The 18,744-nt window shown below is 71.5% G+C and carries 15 protein-coding genes, 1 pseudogene and 1 riboswitch; of the genes and pseudogenes, 7 read left to right on the top strand and 9 right to left on the bottom strand.

Annotation, left to right across the window (positions count from 1 at the left end; genetic code table 11):
- Positions 1-285: 285 nt before the first annotated feature.
- Positions 286-561, bottom strand: a complete 276-nt coding sequence (locus tag Phou_RS21635; RefSeq protein WP_173057680.1) for a DUF4031 domain-containing protein — start codon at positions 559-561, stop codon at positions 286-288.
- A 62-nt stretch (positions 562-623) separates the two neighbouring features.
- Here Phou_RS21635 and Phou_RS21630 point away from each other — a divergent pair, with 62 nt between their 5' ends.
- Positions 624-2,018 carry an FAD-binding oxidoreductase gene (locus Phou_RS21630; RefSeq protein ID WP_173057679.1) on the top strand — a complete coding sequence of 465 codons (1,395 nt, stop codon included), beginning with the start codon at positions 624-626 and terminating at the stop codon, positions 2,016-2,018.
- A gap of 169 nt (positions 2,019-2,187) precedes the next feature.
- On the opposite strand, the gene Phou_RS21625 is transcribed toward Phou_RS21630, so the two are convergent.
- Both Phou_RS21625 and Phou_RS21620 read right to left on the bottom strand, forming a co-directional pair.
- Positions 2,188-2,676 carry a hypothetical protein gene (locus Phou_RS21625; RefSeq protein WP_173057678.1) on the bottom strand — a complete coding sequence of 163 codons (489 nt, stop codon included), beginning with the start codon at positions 2,674-2,676 and terminating at the stop codon, positions 2,188-2,190.
- A 29-nt stretch (positions 2,677-2,705) separates the two neighbouring features.
- On the bottom strand, positions 2,706-4,529 hold the full coding sequence (locus tag Phou_RS21620) for a glycerol-3-phosphate dehydrogenase/oxidase (protein ID WP_173057677.1): 1,824 nt from the start codon (positions 4,527-4,529) through the stop codon (positions 2,706-2,708).
- Here Phou_RS21620 and Phou_RS21615 point away from each other — a divergent pair.
- The 3 genes and pseudogenes from Phou_RS21615 (at position 4,528) to Phou_RS21605 (ending at position 9,139) form a co-directional block, all read left to right on the top strand.
- Positions 4,528-6,773 (top strand): annotated as a pseudogene (locus Phou_RS21615) (S8 family serine peptidase). The gene Phou_RS21620 and the pseudogene Phou_RS21615 overlap by 2 nt on opposite strands.
- Before the next feature lie 22 nt (positions 6,774-6,795).
- A complete protein-coding gene (locus Phou_RS21610; protein WP_173057676.1) occupies positions 6,796-7,686 on the top strand; it encodes a GNAT family N-acetyltransferase in 891 nt (296 codons plus the stop codon).
- A gap of 46 nt (positions 7,687-7,732) precedes the next feature.
- Entirely contained in the window at positions 7,733-9,139 is a 1,407-nt protein-coding gene (locus Phou_RS21605) for a sugar porter family MFS transporter (RefSeq protein WP_173057675.1), read from the top strand.
- 6 nt (positions 9,140-9,145) lie between these two features.
- Here Phou_RS21605 and Phou_RS21600 read toward each other — a convergent pair whose 3' ends face one another.
- On the bottom strand, positions 9,146-9,757 hold the full coding sequence (locus Phou_RS21600; RefSeq protein WP_173057674.1) for a dihydrofolate reductase family protein: 612 nt from the start codon (positions 9,755-9,757) through the stop codon (positions 9,146-9,148).
- Positions 9,758-9,969: 212 nt separating this feature from the next.
- On the opposite strand from Phou_RS21600, the gene Phou_RS21595 reads away from it, so the two are divergent.
- Positions 9,970-10,305 (top strand): hypothetical protein, encoded by a 336-nt coding sequence (locus Phou_RS21595; protein WP_173057673.1) that lies wholly within the window; start codon positions 9,970-9,972, stop codon positions 10,303-10,305.
- A 120-nt stretch (positions 10,306-10,425) separates the two neighbouring features.
- On the opposite strand, the gene groL is transcribed toward Phou_RS21595, so the two are convergent.
- Positions 10,426-12,048 carry a chaperonin GroEL gene (groL, locus tag Phou_RS21590; protein WP_173057672.1) on the bottom strand — a complete coding sequence of 541 codons (1,623 nt, stop codon included), beginning with the start codon at positions 12,046-12,048 and terminating at the stop codon, positions 10,426-10,428.
- Positions 12,049-12,406: 358 nt separating this feature from the next.
- Complete coding sequence (locus Phou_RS21585; protein WP_033342363.1) at positions 12,407-12,610, bottom strand: cold-shock protein; 204 nt, start codon at positions 12,608-12,610, stop codon at positions 12,407-12,409.
- A 320-nt stretch (positions 12,611-12,930) separates the two neighbouring features.
- Between Phou_RS21585 and Phou_RS21580 the strand changes: the two genes are divergently transcribed.
- Together Phou_RS21580 and Phou_RS21575 are read left to right on the top strand one after the other, a co-directional pair.
- Positions 12,931-13,698: a serine hydrolase gene (locus tag Phou_RS21580; protein ID WP_173057671.1), complete on the top strand. Its 768-nt coding sequence runs from the start codon at positions 12,931-12,933 to the stop codon at positions 13,696-13,698.
- A 9-nt stretch (positions 13,699-13,707) separates the two neighbouring features.
- Positions 13,708-14,214: a GNAT family N-acetyltransferase gene (locus Phou_RS21575; RefSeq protein ID WP_173057670.1), complete on the top strand. Its 507-nt coding sequence runs from the start codon at positions 13,708-13,710 to the stop codon at positions 14,212-14,214.
- On the opposite strand, the gene paaN is transcribed toward Phou_RS21575, so the two are convergent.
- The 3 genes from paaN to thrC form a co-directional block, all read right to left on the bottom strand.
- Positions 14,211-15,887, bottom strand: a complete 1,677-nt coding sequence (gene paaN / locus Phou_RS21570) for a phenylacetic acid degradation protein PaaN (protein WP_173057669.1) — start codon at positions 15,885-15,887, stop codon at positions 14,211-14,213. The two genes, Phou_RS21575 and paaN, sit on opposite strands and share 4 nt — an antisense overlap.
- A 38-nt stretch (positions 15,888-15,925) precedes the next feature.
- Positions 15,926-16,972 (bottom strand): GNAT family N-acetyltransferase, encoded by a 1,047-nt coding sequence (locus Phou_RS21565; protein WP_173057668.1) that lies wholly within the window; start codon positions 16,970-16,972, stop codon positions 15,926-15,928.
- 302 nt (positions 16,973-17,274) lie between these two features.
- Positions 17,275-18,579, bottom strand: a complete 1,305-nt coding sequence (thrC, locus tag Phou_RS21560) for a threonine synthase (protein ID WP_173057667.1) — start codon at positions 18,577-18,579, stop codon at positions 17,275-17,277.
- A 10-nt stretch (positions 18,580-18,589) separates the two neighbouring features.
- A riboswitch (SAM riboswitch) is annotated at positions 18,590-18,726 on the bottom strand.
- Positions 18,727-18,744: the final 18 nt, after the last annotated feature.

The raw sequence follows: 18,744 nt of genomic DNA, 5'->3' as shown, positions 1-18,744 counted from the left end.
GGTGGAACGCCTGGTGCTGCTCACCGCCGGGCACGCGGCGGCACCTGGCGACATTGACGGTGAGCTGCTCTGCGACGCCGACCTGGCGGTGCTGGCCCGCCCGCCGGCCGAGTACGACGACTACGCCGCCGCCGTCCGCCGCGAGTACGCGCACGTGCCCGACGAGCTCTTCCGCGCGGGCGGTCAGCCGTGCTGCGGAGCCTGCTCGACCTGCCCGCGCTCTATCGCCGCCCGGCGCTGGCCGCGCGCTGGGAGGCCCCGGCCCGGGCCAACCTGGAGCGGGAGCTACGCGCCCTGGCGTGAGACGAGGTGCTTGGGGCGGCGCAGGCCGGCGCCGCGCAGGAGGCGGACGATCTCGCGGCTCGACACGAGCTGGGCGCCCAGCCACACCGCCACCGGCACCCGCTCGGCCGGCACGTCGTAGTGGTCGCGGTCGAAGCCGCGCCGCGGCACACCGAGCATCTCCGCGAACGCGTGCAGCTCCTCGAACGACACGTCGCTGACCAGGTGTGACCACAGCCGACCGCGGGCCGGCCAGGCGGGTGGGTCGACATACAACATCGCTACCCCTCGCCCCTCCCGCTCATGGCAGCCACCGTAGCGCGCCGGTTAGCCTGCCAGGCATGGCCGACCTGCTTGACGCCCTGCGTGCCACGCTCCCCTCCGAGGCCGTCCTGACCGACCCCGACCTACTCAAGGGTCACTCCCGCGACGAGGCCGACCTGGTCGAGTCCGGCCTGCCGGCGGTCGTGGTGCGCCCGCGCACGACCGAGCAGGTGGCCGCGGTCATGAAGATCGCGGCCGAGCACCGCGCGCCGCTCGTGCCACAGGGCGCCCGCACCGGCCTCGCCGGCGCCGCGAACGCGGTGGACGGCGCGATCGTCCTCTCCACCGTGGCCATGGACCGCATCCTCGAGGTCGACCCGGTCAACCGCATCGCCGTGCTCCAGCCCGGCGTGGTCAACGCCGCCCTCGCGGCCGAGGTGGCCAAGCACGGCCTGCGCTACCCGCCCGACCCCGGCTCGTGGGAGTCGTCGACGATCGGCGGCAACGTGGCCACCAACGCGGGCGGCATGTGCTGCGTCAAGTACGGCGTCACCACCGAGTACGTGTTCGGCCTCGAGGTCGTGCTCGCCTCCGGCGAGGTCCTGCGCACCGGGCGGCGCACCGCGAAGGGCGTGGCCGGCTACGACCTCACCCGCCTTTTCGTCGGCTCCGAGGGCACGCTCGGCGTGATCACCGAGATCACGGTGGGCCTGCGCCCCGCCGCCGAGGAGTCGCTCACGCTGGTGGCGCTCTTCCCCTCCACGGCCGCGGCCGGTGCCGCCGTCGCCGCGATCGCCGCACAGGGCCTTTCGCCCAGCCTGCTGGAGCTGCTCGACCAGACGCACCTGATCGCGCTGGAGGCGTACCAGCCGATGGGGCTGCGCACGGAGGCGAAGGCGCTGCTGCTGGCCGCCTCCGACACCGGCACCCGCGCCGCCGCCGACCTGGAGCGGATCGCCGCGCTGTGCGAGGAGGCCGGCGCCGACGAGGTGTACGCGGCCACCGACGCGATCGAGGCCGCCCAGCTGCTCCAGGCACGGCGGCTTGCCCACCCGGCGATGGAGAAGTACGCGGCCGAGATGTTCCCACAGGGCAACGGCGGCCTGATCATCGACGACGTCGCGGTGCCCCGCTCGGCCCTGGCCGCCCTGCTGGACGGCACCGAAAAGATCGCGGCCGAGACCGGCGTCGCGATCGGCGTGGTCGGCCACGCCGGCGACGGCAACATGCACCCCAACATCGTGGTCGACCGCACCGACCCGGCGAGCGTGGCGAGCTGCCAGCGCGCGTTCGACGACATCGTGGAGCTGGCGCTCTCGCTCGGCGGCACCTGCACCGGCGAGCACGGCGTCGGCCTCCTCAAGCGCGAATGGCTGGCCCGCGAGCTGGGACCGGTCGGCGTGCGCGTCCAGCAGGCGATCAAGGCGGCCTTGGACCCCGAGGGCCTGCTCAACCCGGGCAAAGTCCTCTAACCCTTTAGAGCTGCCGCGACATCCGTCGTGGTCCAGACCGTTGCGCCGGGGCCCCCGGGGAAACGTGGAGCGCAGCGGAGCGTTTCTCGGGGTGCGTTCCCGCGGCCCCGGGCCGCCTCCAGCTGGCCGCGGCCGTGGACCGTGGCGGGCAGGGCGCCTCGGCGCTCTCCTAGAAGGGGGTGCTCATGGACAGCAGCTCGACGACGCGCACCGCGGTGGGTGGCTGGCCGCTGCCGCAGTCGGCCCACTCGACCCTCGTCGCGCCGGTGACCAGCTTGTAGACGAAGCCGTCCGCGCACTCGCCCGGGTCGGCCGCCTCGGTGCCCAGCTTCGGGTCGGCCAGCAGCGCCTGCAGGTCGGCGAGCTGGATCTCGTTGAGCCGGCCCCGCACCGGTGTGCCGCCGCCCGCGCCGGCCCTGTTTCTGTAGTAGGTCCACCGCCCGTCCGGGTCCACCGTGACGCTCTGGTCCACGCCGACGAAGCCGCCGCTGCGCTCGATCGTGACGCCGGCCGCCTGCGGCGGTGCGCTCGTCGCCCGCACCGGCACGGAGGTGTGCGAGGGCGAGGGCGACGGGCCGGGTGTGGGCGCCGGCGGCGAGGTGCAGCCGGCGAGCACGAGCACCGCGAGGACACATAGACGCCCGTACGCCATCTTCATGCGACGGACGCTACGCCCACCCGGTTCCCTCAGAACGCGAGCGGGCCCGCACCGCGGACATCCGGCGCGCCGAGGCGGGCCGCGTCGGCGGTGGCGTCGTCGGGCATCTTCTGCGACTGCCGCTCGGCCTCGACGCGGGCCAGGTAGTGCTCCACCTCGCGGGCCCGCAGGTCGGCGTCCCAGCCCAGCACGGAGCCCATGATCTGCGCCGCGTGGTGTGCCGACTCGGTGCCCCGGTGCGGCGTCTCGAACGAGATGCGGGTGCGCCGCGTCAGCACGTCGTCCAGGTGCAGGGCGCCCTCGGCCCGGGCCGCGTACGCCACCTCGGCCGCCAGGTACTCCGGCGCTCCGGCGAGCGGCGCGGCAAGCGTCGGCTCGGCGTGGATCATCGCGATGAGCTGCGGCGCGAGCGTGCCGTACCGCTCCAGCAGGTGCTCCAGCACACCGGCCTGCACACCGTGCCGGCGGGCGAGGTCGAGCCGGTCCCGCCACATCGCCGAGTACCCGTCGGCGCCCAGCAGCGGCAGCTCCGCCGTGCGGGACGGCACGCGCACACCCAGCCGCCGCGCCGCGCGGTCGACCACGTCGGCGGCCATCACGCGGTACGTCGTGTACTTGCCGCCGGCCACCAGCATCAGGCCCAGCATCGGCTCGACGACGGCGTGCTCGCGGGAGAGCTTCGAGGTCGGCTCGTCCTCGCCGGACAGGAGCGGGCGGAGCCCCGCGTAGACACCCTCGATGTCTGATGTGGACACCGGGCGGTCGAGGACGGCGTTGACCTGGTCGAGCAGGTACTCGATGTCGCGCGCCGACGCGGCCGGGTGGTCGCGGTCGAGCTGCCAGTCGGTGTCGGTCGTACCGATGATCCAGTGGCCGCCCCACGGCAGCACGAAGAGCACCGAGGTCGGCGTGCGCAGGATCAGTCCCGCGTCACCGGTGATCGCCGAGCGCGGCACGACCACGTGGACGCCCTTGGAGGCGCGCACGCGCAGCCCCGGCCGCACGCCGACGTCGCCGAGCATCGCGGAGATGTCGTCGCTCCACACCCCGGTGGCGGCGATCACCGTGCGCGCCCGCACCTCGAACTCGCCGGTCGACGACTCCAGGTCCCGTACCCGTACCCCGGTCACCTCCCGCGCCTGCCGCACCATGCCGACGGCGCGCGCGCTGGTCACGACGGCCGCGCCGAGGCTGGCCGCCGTGCGCGCGAGGGTGACCACCAGGCGGGCGTCGTCGACCTGCCCGTCGTAGTAGCGGACCGCCCCGGCCACGACGTCCGGGCGGAGGCTCGGGAAGAGATGCCGCGCGCCGTCGCGGGACAGGTGGCGGTGCAGCGGCATGCCCCGCCCGCCGCCGAACAGCCCGGCGAACGCGTCATAAGCCGCGACCCCCGCCCCGTAGTACACCCGCCGCCAGGCACGGGCCGGAAACTCCCGCGGCGAGTGGCCGCCGGGCAGCGGCACGATGATGGGCACCGGCCGCACCAGGTGCGGTGCCAGGCGGGTGGCGAGAAGGCCACGCTCCGTGAGCGCCTCGTGCACAAGGTGCAGCTCGAACTGCTCCAGGTAGCGCAGGCCGCCATGAATCAGCTTGCTGGACCGGCTGGACGTACCGGAGGCCAGGTCACGCGCCTCGACCAGCGCGACCTTGAGCCCGCGGGAGGCGGCGTCGAGCGCGGCGCCCGCGCCCGTGACACCCCCGCCGATGACGAGGACGTCGAAGCGCTCGTTGCGAAGGCGGCGCAGGTCAGCGGCGCGGCGCTCGGGTGAGAGCTCGCTGGCGGCGTACCGCGATACGGCAGGGTCACGCACCCGTCCACCGTAGCCGCCGGTCGGTCGTAGTGTTTCGCGCATGGCGTATCCCTCCTACCCGGCACCCGAGCGGCAGACCAGCCCGTGGGTGATTGTCGCCACCGCATCGATCGGCGTCTGGGCCGTCCTGGTCACCGTGCTCAGCCAGTCGATCGGGTGGCTGGCCGACCAGGTGCTGCTCGTGACCGGGCTGGATACACCGACCTGGACCTGGCCGGTCGTCGCGATCGTCAACGCCGTCCTCGCCGGTACGCCCGCGATCATCCTGGCGTTCGTGCCGCGCTCACCGGCCGTGCGCACCGCCGGCCGGGTGTGGCTGACCGGCGCGGTCGCGCTCGCCGGCCTGGGCCTGCTGCGAGCCGTGCCCGCGCCGCGCAACGAGCTCTACCTCGCCCTCCTCGCCCTGGCCGCCGCCGGCGGCGCGATCCTCCTGCGCGGGCGCCCCGCACTTCCCGCGCTCGGCTTCGCCGGCGGGCTCGCCACGCTGCTGCCCTGGCTGTGGATCGGCGCGCTGGGCGGCCTGGCGGAGACCGTGCTCGCCGTGCTCGCCGCCGCCGCGGTCGGCTGGCTCGCCGCCGCCATCCTGAACGCCGGCTTCTGGGAACGGTACGGCGTCGTGCTCGGCGGCCTCGTCGCCGGCGTCGCACTCCTGCTCCTCGCCGCCGCGGTGGGCCAGGCCGGCGCGCAGCTCGCCGCGATGCTCGTGCTGCCGCCGCTGGGTTTCGCGGCCGCCGCGCTGCGCAGTGCCGGACCGCTTGTCGCGGTCGCAGCGCTGGGACCGCTGGCCTTCGCGGATCCGGAGGAGATCACGCTGCTGCTCAGCACAGGGCGGGACCTGCCCGCGTGGGCGGCCATCGCCGCCGCCATCTCACTCGCCGTCGCGCTCATCGTCGGCATCGGGTACGGGCTGGCGCGCACCCGCCTCACCGGACGGTGGATCGGTGCCGGGGCGGTGGTCCTCTTGGCGATCACCGGCGGGGCGATATACCTGGGACCGGGTCAGCCGGGCCTGTACGGCGAGCGCCTGTTCGTCATCCTCAAGTCGCAGGCGGACCTGAGCGGGGTGACCACCGCGAGCCGCGAGGCCCGGGTCACCGAGGTCTACCGCCGGCTGGTCGAAAACGCGCGGAGCAGCCAGGCCGACCTGCGCAAGACGCTGGACCGCTGGCACCTCGACTACACGCCCTACTACCTGGTCAACGGCGTGGAGGTGGATGGCGGCCCGGCCGTCCGAGCGTGGCTGTCCCGGCGCGACGACGTCGATCGCGTGCTGCTCAGCCAGCACCTGCGCCCGCTGCCCGCCGACCCGGGCGTCACGCACGGCGACGAGCCCGCACCCACCGCACCGCCGTGGAACATCTCGCTGATCGGCGCCGACCGTGCCGCCGCCCAGCTCGGCGTCGACGGTTCGGGCGTCGTCGTGGGCACCTCGGACTCCGGTGTGGACGGCAGGCATCCCGCGCTCTCCAGCAACTTCCGGGGTGGCGACGACTCCTGGTACGACCCGTGGAACCACACCCGCACGCCCACCGACCGCGGCGGCCACGGCACGCACACGCTCGGCTCGGCGGTGGGCCGTACCGTCGGCGTGGCACCGGGCGCGCGGTGGGTCGGCTGCGTCAACCTCGACCGCAACCTCGGCAACCCGGCCCGCTACCTCGACTGCATGCAGTTCATGCTGGCCCCCTTCCCGTTCGGGGCGACGCGTTCACCGATGGGCGCCCCGAGCGGGCACCGCACGTACTCACGAACTCGTGGGGTTGTCCCCGGATCGAGGGCTGCGATGCGGGCGCCCTGCGCGCGGCCACCGCCGCGTTCGCCGCCGCCGGCATCTTCTTCGCCGTCGCCGCCGGAAACACCGGCCCGTTCTGCGGTTCGGTCGACGACCCGCCCGCGCCGTACGGCGACGTGGAGACGATCGGCGCGGTCGACCGCCGCAAGGAGGTCACGCAGTTTTCCAGCCGCGGCCCGACCGACACCGATCTCACGAAGCCCGACCTTGTCGCGCCCGGCGAGGACGTGCTGTCGGCGATGCCCGGCGGCGGGTACGCCGAGCTGAGCGGCACCTCGATGGCCACGCCACACGTCGCCGGCGTGGTGGCGCTGATGTGGTCCGCCAACCCGCGCCTGATCGGCGACCTCGCGCGCACCACTGAGATCCTGCGCGACACGGCGGTGCCCGCGAGCCCCGGCGACAGCACCGGTGAGTGCGCGCCGGCCGACGTGACGGGCGCCGGGATGGTCGACGCGTACGCGGCGGTGCAGGCCGCACGCACCGCGTCGTGACCGCCGGTTAGTGTCGGCGACCGTGGAGTTTTCGATCGCCGCGCTGGCGGACACCGACGTACCCGCCGTGGTTGACCTCTGCCGCGAGGCGCTGGACCTGCCCGGCGACGCGGCGGAGGCGGACCAGATCGTGGCGCGGTTGCGCGAGCAGCCGGGCGTCGGTTTCGTCGCCACCGCCGGAGGTGAGCTTGCCGGTGTGGTGCTCGGGTCGCTCTCCCACCGCGACGACTCGATCGGGCACGTCGACCTTGTCGCGGTGCGGCCGGCCCTGCGCCGGCAGGGCATCGGGCGCGCACTGCTGACCCGGGCCGAGGGTGCGCTGGCCGGCCGCGGCGCGGTCGAGGTGCTGCTGGCCGGCAACCCGCCGTACTACGCCTGGCCAGGCATCGACGTCCGCTACACGCCGGCGGTCTGCGCGGCCACCGCGCTCGGATACGAGCAGGACCGCACCGCCTGGAACATGACCGCCGACCTCACCGCCCTCCGCCCGACCGAGGCGGCGGAAGAGCGGCTTGCGGCGAGCGGCGTACAGGTGCGGCGGGCCGAGCCGGACGACGTACCCGCGCTGGTCGGCTTCGCCCGCGCCAACTTCAGCGACGGCTGGGCCGGCGAGGTCTCCGACTCGGTCGGGCGGCCCGGCGCCGGCTGCCACCTGGCGCTCCGCGACGGCGAGGTGCTCGGCTTCGCCGCGTACGGCTCGTCCCGCCCGAGCTGGTTCGGCCCGATGGGCACCGCGCCCGCGGCGCAGGGTCTTGGCATCGGTGGCGTGCTGCTGCGCCGGTGCCTGCGGGACCTGCGGGACGCCGGGCTCGCGCAGGCGCAGATCGGGTGGGTCGGCCCGGTGCCGTTCTACGCGTCGGCGGTCGGCGCGCGGATCGAGCGCGTGTTCTTCCTCTACCGCAAGGAGCTGTAATCGCCGAAAGCGCGGTTAAATCCGTGCAATCTGCGCAATATGGGGTATGGCGACCAGCGCCCGCCCACAGACCGGCAGCGAGACACACACCGGCGCCGTCCTCCTGGTGACGGCGTCCGCGGCGCTCGGTGGCTTCCTCTTCGGGTACGACACCGCGGTCATCAACGGCACCGTCGACGCGATCGAGGACGAGTTCAACATGTCCTCCGGGCTGCTCGGCTTCGTGGTCTCGTCGGCGCTGCTCGGCTGCGCGGTGGGAGCGTGGTTCGCCGGCCCGATCGCCGACCGCGTCGGCCGCGTGCGGGTCATGCTCACCGCGGCGATCATCTTCGGTGTCAGCGCGATCGGCTCCGCGCTGGCCGTGGGACCGGTCAGCCTCACCGCGTGGCGGGTGGTCGGCGGCCTCGCGATCGGCGCGGCGAGCGTGATCGCGCCCGCGTACATCGCGGAAATGGCGCCGGCCAACCTCCGCGGCCGGCTCGGATCGCTGCAGCAGCTCGCGATCGTGAGCGGCATCTTCGTGTCCCTGCTCATCGACTATGTACTTGCCGACTCCGCCGGCGGCGCGAGCGGGCAGGTGCCGTGGGGCGGTACGGCCTGGCGGTGGATGTTCGCGTCGGCGGCGCTGCCCGCGCTGGTGTACGGCGTGCTCGCCCTGCAGATCCCCGAGTCGCCGCGTTACCTGGTCAAGAAGAAGCACTTCACGCAGGCGCGGGAGGTGCTGCAGCGCTTCGTGGGTGGCGACACCGAGCTGCGGATCAGGGAGATCCGGCGTTCGCTGGCCGGCGGCGACCAGGCCGTGCACCTGTCCGACCTGCGCGGCCCGCGCCTCGGGCTGCTGCCGATCGTGTGGGTGGGCATCCTGCTGTCGGTGTTCCAGCAGTTCGTCGGCATCAACGTGATCTTCTACTACTCCACGACGCTGTGGCAGGCCGTCGGCTTCTCCGAAGACAGCGCGATGCTGACCAGCGTCATCACCTCGGTCACGAACATCCTCACCACGCTCGTGGCGATCGCCCTGATCGACAGGATCGGCCGCCGCCCGCTGCTCATCATCGGCGCGGCCGGCATGGTGGTCACGCTCGGCACGATGGCCGTCTGCTTCAGCACCGCCGACGGAAGCGGCGACGACCTGGCTCTCGGCCCGGTGGCCGGCCCGATCGCCCTGGTCGCCGCCAACCTCTACGTCGTCTCGTTCGGCATGAGCTGGGGCCCGGCGGTGTGGGTCCTGCTCGGCGAGATGTTCAACAACAAGATCCGCGCGACCGCGCTCGCCGTGGCCGCGGCGGCACAGTGGATAGCCAACTGGCTGATCTCCACGACCTTCCCGGCCCTGGCGGACGTCGGCCTCTTCCTCGCGTACGGCATCTACACGCTCTTCGCCGCGCTCGCGCTCATCTTCGTACTCCGGTCGGTGCGCGAGACGAAGGGGCGCGAGCTCGAAGACATGTAGCGCGCGCTACTCGGCCGGGAGGTGCGTGCGCGCCTCCTCGTACCCACCCTCACGCGGCTCGGTGTCCGGGCCGTAGACCAGGTACAGCACACCGGTCTGGAACGTCGCGGACGACAGCAGCTTGAGCCGCACCGGCGTGTTTCCGTCCGGGAAGAGCCGCATGCCCTTGCGCACCGCGATCGGGTGCACGAGCAGGTGCAGCTCGTCGAGCAGGCCCGCCGCGAGCAGCTGGCGAACGATCGAGACCGAACCGCTGATGCCGATAGAGCCATCGCCCGGCTCGTTTTTCAGCGCGGTGACCGCCTCGACAACGTCGCCCTGGAGCTGCTCGGTGTTGCGCCAGGTGAACTCCAGCGGCTTGCGGGAAACCACAATCTTGCGCATGTCGCCGAGCTTCTTGGCGAACGACGCGTCCTCCTCGCCCGCCGCCTCCCGGTCCGGCCAGGCGCCCGCGAAGCTGTCGTACGTCACGCGGCCCAGCAGCAGCGTGTCCGCCGTGCCGAGCTGCCCATCGACCGCCGCACCCATCTCGTCGTTGAAGTACGGGAAGTGCCACTGGTCCGGCGCCTCGACGACCCCATCGAGCGAGATGAACAGGCCAGCGGTGATCTTCTTCATGACGTTCCCCCAGGTAGTGGCTGAATCGCTCTCGTCCTCTTTAGACGGGCCGAGCCCACGCGACTCATCGGTCGCGGCTGACCTTATCCGTGTTGCGAACACGCCGTGGCCGGAAGCCCTATACCAGGCATCAGGTGCGTATGGATAAGTACTCGCTTTTCGCCGCGAGCCACAAGATCGGCCCATAACGTTTCCCCTGGAAGGAGGAGATCATGGCCAAGGAAAAACGACCGAAGGACGATCTCCAGACCGTGGCGAAGTCCCGCATGGCCCAGATGCCGGCCGAGACGGCCGGGGGCAGGCTCGACGAGAGCCTCCCACCCGGCGCGGCCCGACCAGACCGGTCGGGACGCCCGGAGCGACCGGATCTGGCGCCCAGGGGGGACATGGGCTCACCACAGCCCAACCAGCACCAGCACAACGAGCACCAGCGCAACCAGCCGCGACCCGGACAGCCGCAGGCGAACGGTTCTCAGTTGTCCACTGAGGACATGCCGCCGAAGCCCATGTCCCGGGCCGACAAGCAGCGCAACCAGCCACGTCGCTGATACCGGCTACCAACGCCGGCTGCGGCGCACGGCCGCCGCGGAGCGACGAGCGCGCTGAACAGATAGCGAAAGGGGCGAGCCGGAGAACCCGGCTCGCCCCTCCCTTTAGGACTGCGTGGATCAGAAGTCCATGTCTCCGCCGCCGGGCGCACCCGCCGGGGCCTTCTCCTTCTCCGGCTTGTCCGCCACCACAGCCTCGGTGGTGAGGAACAGGGCCGCGATCGAAGCCGCGTTCTGCAGCGCCGAACGGGTCACCTTGGCCGGGTCGATGATGCCCGCCGACAGCAGGTCGACGTACTCACCGGTGGCCGCGTTGAGGCCGTGGTTGGTCTCCAGGTTGCGCACCCGCTCCACCACGACGCCACCCTCGAGGCCGGCGTTGACAGCGATCTGGCGCAGCGGCGCGTCCAGCGCGATCTTGACGATCTGCGCGCCGGTGGCCTCGTCGCCAGCCAGGTCGAGCTTGTCGAAGGCGGTCTTGCCGGCCTGCACCAGCGCGACGCCACCACCCGGGACGATGCCCTCCTCGACCGCGGCCTTGGCGTTGCGGACCGCGTCCTCGATACGGTGCTTGCGCTCCTTGAGCTCGACCTCGGTGGCCGCGCCAACCTTGATCACCGCGACACCGCCGGCGAGCTTCGCCAGGCGCTCCTGCAGCTTCTCGCGGTCGTAGTCGGAGTCGCTCTTCTCGATCTCAGCGCGGATCTGGTTGACCCGGCCCTGGATCTGGTCGGCGTCACCGGCACCGTCGACGATCGTGGTCTCGTCCTTGGTCACCACGACCTTGCGGGCACGGCCCAGCAGGTCGAGCGAAGCGGCGTCGAGCTTGAGCCCGACCTCCTCGCTGATGACCTGGCCGCCGGTGAGGATGCCGATGTCGGTCAGCATCGCCTTGCGGCGGTCGCCGAAGCCGGGCGCCTTCACCGCGACGGACTTGAACGTGCCGCGCACCTTGTTGACGACCAGGGTGGCAAGCGCCTCGCCCTCGACGTCCTCGGCGATGATCGCGAGCGGCTTGCCCGACTGCATGACCTTTTCGAGGATCGGCAGCAGGTCCTTGACCGACGAGATCTTGCTGTTGACGATCAGGATGTAGGGGTCGTCGAGGACGGCCTCCATCCGCTCAGCGTCGGTCCAGAAGTACGGCGAGATGTAGCCCTTGTCGAAGCGCATGCCCTCGGTGAGCTCAAGCTCGAGGCCGAAGGTGTTGCTCTCCTCGACGGTGATGACGCCTTCCTTGCCGACCTTGTCCATCGCCTCGGCGATGATCTCACCGACGGTGGCGTCACCGGCCGAGATCGACGCGGTGGAAGCGATCTGCTCCTTGGTCTCGACGTCCTTGGCGAGCTTCGCCAGCTCCTCCGCGACGTTGGCGACAGCCGCCTCGATGCCCCGCTTGAGGGCCATCGGGTTGGCGCCGGCCGCCACGTTGCGCAGGCCCTCGCGGACCAGCGCCTGGGCCAGGACGGTCGCCGTCGTCGTGCCGTCGCCGGCCACGTCGTCGGTCTTCTTCGCGACCTCCTTGACCAGCTCCGCGCCGATCTTCTCGTAGGGGTCCTCGAGCTCGATCTCCTTGGCGATGCTCACACCATCGTTGGTGATGGTGGGGGCGCCCCACTTCTTCTCGAGCACGACGTTGCGGCCCTTGGGGCCCAGCGTCACCTTTACGGCGTCGGCGAGGGTGTTCATGCCCCGCTCAAGGCCGCGGCGCGCCTCCTCGTCGAACGCGATAATCTTGGCCATACGGCGTTGTCCTCCAGCTGGACATCCACGGCACTCCGAGCGGGTCCGCCCGAAGCGCGCAGCGACCTTCGTCCGGCCGGGCCGGAAAGCCCGCGACGACCGGCCTCGTGCCGCGCCACCGTCTCGGTGAACACGGCCGTGGCCCCACCGCCCCGACCATTGGCACTCACATGCCGCGAGTGCCAATCACCTGTTTAGCACTCTCCCCTAGGGAGTGCAAGCGCGTCCGGTGAACGGGCGGTGGCCAAAAGGCACATGTAGCCCGTGCGGGGCGAGGGTCATGAATGACAGTGGGCTGAAGAAGCTTGGAGGCGGGGCCGAAATCCGGTGCCCCGCCTCAGGGTGTTACTCGGGCGACTCAGGCGATGACCCGAACCTTCTCGGCCTGCGGCCCCTTCTGGCCCTGAGCGATCTCGAACTCCACGCGCTGGCCGTCGTCCAACGCCTTGTAGCCGTCCATCTCGATCGCCGAGAAGTGGACGAAGACGTCCTGACCGCCGTCCACCGCGATGAAGCCGTAGCCCTTTTCGCTGTTGAACCACTTGACGGTGCCCTGTGCCACGGTGCACTTCCCTCACTTCGATGGTGCTGGGTTCGACAACCCCCGGCCGCGCTTTCTGCCGGCCGGGGCCGCCGATCCGTGGTCCGGGGTGGTCCGTCGAACACAGCGGCCGAAATCGCACGCTACATGAGAACCCCCGCCCGCGCACTACCCCAAAACGGACACCCGGGTCGTCACCCGGCATCCTGCCGCCCCTACCAGCACTCCTGCCTCGTTGAACAAATGTGGTTTCACACAAACCAAACGGACGCGGAAAGCACCGGGCGAAGCCCCGCGGAGGTTGGCTCGCGACGGCGTACGTCACCGCCGCGCTGACCACCGTGGCTCTGCTCGCGACGGTGGGCGGCAGCGAGGGTGCGATGCCGCTCTGGGTCGCCGGCGAAAAGCGCGCGGCGCCCCGCCCGACGCCGGCGCCGCTCCCGTCCGTCCACATAGATCACGACGGCTTCCTCTCCTGGGCGCTGCTCGACCGCAACACCGGCAGGATCAGCGGCTCGGCGAACCTCGCCGCGCACAGCGACACGATGTCGATGATCAAGTCCTGGATCGCCGCCGACTATCTGCGAATGGCGGCGGACGGCGAGATCGGGGAGGCCCGCCTGCGCCAGCTCAGGACCATGATCCGGGACAGCGACAACGCGGCCGCCCAGGCGCTCTTCGAGGCGGTCGGGCGCCGGGCCTCGATCGAGCGGCTGATCACCACCTGCGGGCTCACGGACAGCAGCCCGTACCGCGACTGGTGGAGCAACACCACCATCTCGGCCCGCGACACGGTGCGGCTCGGCGCGTGCATCGCGGACGGGCGGGCGGCGGGCCCGCGGTGGACCGGGTGGCTGCTGGACGAGATGCGGCAGGTGCGCGGGGTCGGCGACTTCGGCGTGCGGCTGGCCCTCCCCGACCCGGGCCGCGTGGCGATCAAGAACGGCTGGCTCCTGCGCGAGGAGGACAGGCTGTGGCACATCAGCTGCCTCGCCATCACCGAGGAGTGGGTGCTCGGCGTGCTGGTCCGGTACCCGGGCGCGCTCGGCTTCGACTACGGCGCCACGCTGTGCGAAAAGGTCGGGAGGCAGGCCGTCACCGCCGTCTAGTGTTGCTGGATGGAAATGGGTGTGACGGTCCGCCGGGTGCGGTTTCAGGACGCCGCCCGGATGCGGGCGCTGCGCCTGGAGATGCTCGCCGACACCCCGCTCGCCTTCCTGGAGACGCTCGCGGAGGCGGCCGCGCTCCCGCACAAGGAGTTTGCCGACCGGGTCGCCCGCAACGCGGTCGGCCCCCTCTGCGCGCAGTTCGTCGCCGAGGTCGACGGGCGCTTCGTCGGTCACGCCGGCGGGATCATGTCACCCGACGACCGGACGGTCACGATCATCTTCGCCGTGTACATCACGCCGGCCCACCGCGGCACGGGCATTCTCAAGCAGCTCATCGACGAGGTGGCCGCCTGGTCCCGCACTGCCGGCCGCCCCGAGCTGCTGCTCGAGGTGGTGGTCGGCAACGACCGGGCGCGGAAGGCGTACGAGCGGCTCGGCTTCGTCGACACCGGCGTACGCGTGCCGCACCCGGTCATCCCGACGCTCCGGGAGCTCCGGATGGTGCGGCCGGCCTAGCTCGTGTGCCGCCGCGACTGGACGATCCGGAAGCGGCTCGCCACGTAGGCGCCGTCGGTCAGGGCCGCGTTCGCCGCCGGGTTGGCGCCGCTCGCGTGGAAGTCGGAGAAGGCCGCCGACTGGTTGACGAAGACGCCGCCGGTCAGGTTGCAGGAGAGGTGGACGCCCACGTCGAGCGCGGCGGCCTCGGCGGCGTCGAGCACCTTCTCGTCCGTCGAGTACACCGACGCGGTGATCGCACCCCGCTCTCCCACGGTGGACCGGAAGATCCCGAGGCTCTCCGCCGTCGAGTCGGTCGCGATCAAGAAGGAGATGGGTCCGAACCACTCCTTGCCGTAGGTCGCCGCGGCGTCCGCGGGCAGTTTCAAAATCGCGGGGGTACGGACGATCGCGCCCTCGAACGCCGGATGCTCGACGACCCGCGACTCCAGCACGGGCTCACCGACCGACTTGACCTCGTCGAGCCGGTCGAGCACGCCGTCGTTGACGATCGCGCCGGTCAGCTCCACCGCGCGGGCGGCGTCGCCGGTCAGCTTGCCCACCGCACCCGCGATGCCGGCCGCCACCTCGTCGAAGGACTTGTGGCCCTGATCGGTGCCGATCCCGCCGGCCGGCACGAGAACGTTCTGCGGGGTGGTGCACATCTGTCCGCTGTAGAGGGTCAGCGAGAACCCGATGTTGCGGCACATGCCGGCGAAGTCGTCGGTCGAGTCGACCAGGATCGTGTTGACGCCGGCCTTTTCCGTGTAGACCACGGCCTGGCGGGCGTTTTCCTCAAGCCACTCGCCGTACGCCGTCGAGCCCGTGTAGTCGATGATCTTCACCTCGGGGCGCAGCGCCAGCGTCGAAGCCAGCGCCTCGCCGGGCGCCTCGGGAGCCAGCAGCACCACGTTGGGGTCGAAGCCGGCTTCGGCGAGCACCTCCCGGGCGTACCGCACGGTGACGGCGAGCGGGAGCACGGCCCGCGGGTGCGGCTTGACGATCACCGGGTTGCCCGTGACGAGGGAGGCGAACAGGCCCGGGTACGAGTTCCACGTCGGGAACGTGTTGCAGCCGATGACCAGACCGATGCCGCGCGGCACCACGTGGAAGCGCTTGGTCATGCGCAGCGGTTCGCCCTTGCCGGCCGGCTTTTCCCACGCGGCTTCGCCCGGGTGGCGGGTCATCTCCGCGTACGCGTACGCCAGCGCCTCCAGAGCGCGGTCGAGCGCGTGCGCGCCGCCCGCCTGGAACGCCATCACGAACGCCTGCCCGCTGGTGAACTGCACCGCGTTGGCAAGCTCGAAGACGTGCTGGTGCAGCCGCGCCAGGATCTCCAGGCACACGCCGGCACGCACCTGGGGGCCGGCGTCGCGCCAGGCCGGCAGCGCGGCCACGGCAGCCTCGACGAGCGCGCCGGCCTCGGCGTGCGGGTACGTCACCGCGAGCTCGACGCCGAACGGGCTCGCCTCCGTGGCGATCCAGCCGTCGGTGCCGGGCTGGTCGAGGGGGAAGCGACCGTTGAGGTACGCCCGGAAGGCGGCCTCGCCCTCGGCGGCGGCCGTCTCTCCGTACACCCGGGGGCTGGGCGACTCAGGGTAGGCCGACCAGTAGCCGCGCTCGGTGATCGCGGCGAGGGCACGCTCGAGGGTGCCGGCGTGCTTGTCGTACAGGTTGCGCGGGGTGTCCGTCATGCCGCCATCATGCCCCAGCCAGGGCGTGATGCTAACGACTATGCCGAGGTGGCGGCCGGTACGCCCGATAGGTCGTGCTGCCAGTTCTGCCAGCCGTCGACCGCCCGGAAGCCCATCGCCTCGTTGATCGAGATCATGTGGTCGTTGACGTCCGCGTTCCACGTGTCGATCGCCCGCAGGCCCGGCTCGTGCGCCCGGGTGTACCCGAGGTTTTCGAGCTTGACGACCGTGCCGAGGCGGTGACCCCGGTGGGTGGGATCGACGATGGTGATCTGCTGGAAAGCGTGCCAGTCGACGGTGCCGGGGAAGTCGATCGTGGTGAACGCGACGACCCGGCCGCTCTCGTCGTGCCGCACCGCCGTGTTGTACCGGCGACGGCCGCGGGCCGCGACCACGGCGTCGATCGCCCTGATCCGGTCGGCGTCGATCTTTTCGGCCTCCCAGTCGAGCTCGCCCATCGGCGCGTCGGTGAGCAGCCGCCCGTCGAGGTACGCGATGTCGTCGATGATCTCCTCGGGCGTGGCGCCCCGCCACTGGACCAGCGAGTAACCGGCGGCCCGCTCCCATGCGGCGGCCAACTGCCGCTCGAGCCCCGCCTCGTCGACCGAGGTGACGTCGAGACGGCGGCGCACGTCGGTCAGCGCCCCCTTCGCGCCCATGGCGATGGCGAAGCCTGCGCCCGCCTCGTCGCGTACGGCGCCGCCGGGAAGCGTCTCCACGGACATGCCCATCGCCCGCTTGCGGCCCACGCTCTGGATCACGTCCTGTGCGTACTCGTACAGCGCGCGGCCCACGCCCCGCCGACGGTGCTCGGGGTGCACGCTGAGGTCGACCTCGGCGTTGTCGAGGTTGTCCAGCTGCGGCATCTCGATGACCACGAAGCCCACACCTTCGCCATCGACCGTGGCCAGCGCGCGCTCGAAGGCGGTGGCGGGCCACGGGTGGCGCAGCTCGGCGAGGAAGCGCTGCCGACCCACGGGCGGGAAGTCCGGCACGTCCGCGGCGAGCACGGCTTCAACGATCTGATACGCCTGCTCGACGGCCTTGTCGTCGGCCGGATCCATGGGCGTGACGGCGATGTCCATGTCACCGAGGGTCCCTCGACGGGACGCTCATCGCGACCGAATTACCTGGACAGTTTGGTCGGGAGGGACGGTCGCACAGCGCCTCCGGCGCTGGGACGTTAGAACAAAGCCTACGGCGACCGCCCTCCCGCACGGAGCATCCTGCGTCGTCCGGATGGCGCCGTCAAGTCCCCGGTGCGGTGTTTTCTCGACGGACGGCAAATTCACGACTACGGAATGCAACTCCCATCCCACCGCGAGACGCGCTACCTGCGTTTCCCTCCGTGGTCGCGCTCCCGCGCGCTGTAACCGGGAATCGCGTTCTAGGACTCCAGGAGGCCGGCCTCGCGGGCACCCCGGAGCGAGGGCTTGATCCGGTACGTCGGGCCGACCTGCTCAGCGACCGCATCGATGGTCTTGAGGCCCTCGCCGGTGTTGAAGACCACCGTCTCGGCGTCCGGGTCGAGCTTGCCCGACTCGACGAGCTTCTTCAGGACAGCGACGGTCACCCCGCCGGCCGTCTCGGCGAACACGCCGGTCGTCCGGGCGAGCAGCTGGATAGCGTCGCGGATCTCGTCGTCGCTGGCGTAGTCCATCCAGCCGCCGGTGCGCCGCACGGCCTCCAGCGCGTACAGCCCGGCGGCCGGGTCACCGATGTTGAGCGACTTGGCGATGCCCACCGGCTTGACCGGGATGATGTCGCTGACCCCGTTGTGCAGGGCGACCGCGATCGGGTTGCAGCCGGCCGACTGTGCACCGAAGACGCGCCACCCGTTGGCCGGCGCCTCGACAAGGCCGATCTCGACAAGCTCGCTGAACGCCTTGTCCACCTTGGTCAGCAGCTCGCCGCTGGCCATCGGGATGACGACCTGCTCAGGCAGGCGCCAGCCGAGCTGCTCGGCCACCTCGTACCCGAGGGTCTTGGAGCCCTCCGCGTAGAAGGGCCGCACGTTGACGTTGACGAACGCGGTGTCCTCGAACTCGTCCGTCTCGACGAGCTCGCTGCAGAGCCGGTTGACATCGTCGTACGACCCTTCGATCGCGACGAGATCGCCGCCGTACACAGCGGTGGTGACGACCTTGCCGGGCTCGAGGTCACCGGGGATGAAGACGATGGACGGCACGCCCGCCTGTGCGGCGTGCGCGGCGACCGAGTTGGCAAGGTTTCCGGTGGAGGCGCAGGCAAACCGGGTGAAGCCCAGCCCTCGCGCCGCGGTGAGTGCCACCGAGACCACCCGGTCCTTGAACGAGTGTGTCGGGTTGGCGCTGTCGTCCTTGACCCACAGCGACCCACGCAGGCCGAGCTCGGCCGCGAGCCGGGGTGCGGAGACGAGTGGGGTGAGGCCGGGGTCGAGGGTCACCCGGCTGGCCGGGTCCTGCCCGGTCGGCAGCAGCGCCGCGTAGCGCCAGATGTTGTGTGGCCCCGCTTCGATCTGGGCCCGGGTTACCCGCGCGAGCGCGGCCTGGTCGTAGGCCACCTCGAGCGGGCCGAAACACTCGTAACAGGCGTGCTGGGCGGCGAGTGGGTACTCCTTGCCGCAGCCGCGACAGACGAGTGCGCGAGCAGGGCTGGAGAGCACCGGGGCGTCAGAGGTGGTGGTGGTCGTAGCGTCGAGTGTCGACGGCATCGAGGGCGTCCTCTCATCTTTCCCCTGCGCCGCACCGTGCGGCGGGGACGGAATTGGCACCTGTCCCGCAGGACTCACCGTCGAGTCAGTGCGGGGTGGTTGCCGGGGCGTCATCGGGCCGTATCCCTCAGCCCCTCTGGATGAGGTATTCAGTTGTGCGTTCTC

It is taken from the genome of Phytohabitans houttuyneae (genome assembly GCF_011764425.1).
Classification (GTDB): Bacteria; Actinomycetota; Actinomycetes; order Mycobacteriales; family Micromonosporaceae; genus Phytohabitans; species Phytohabitans houttuyneae.
This window is presented reverse-complemented; position numbering and strand designations above follow the sequence as displayed.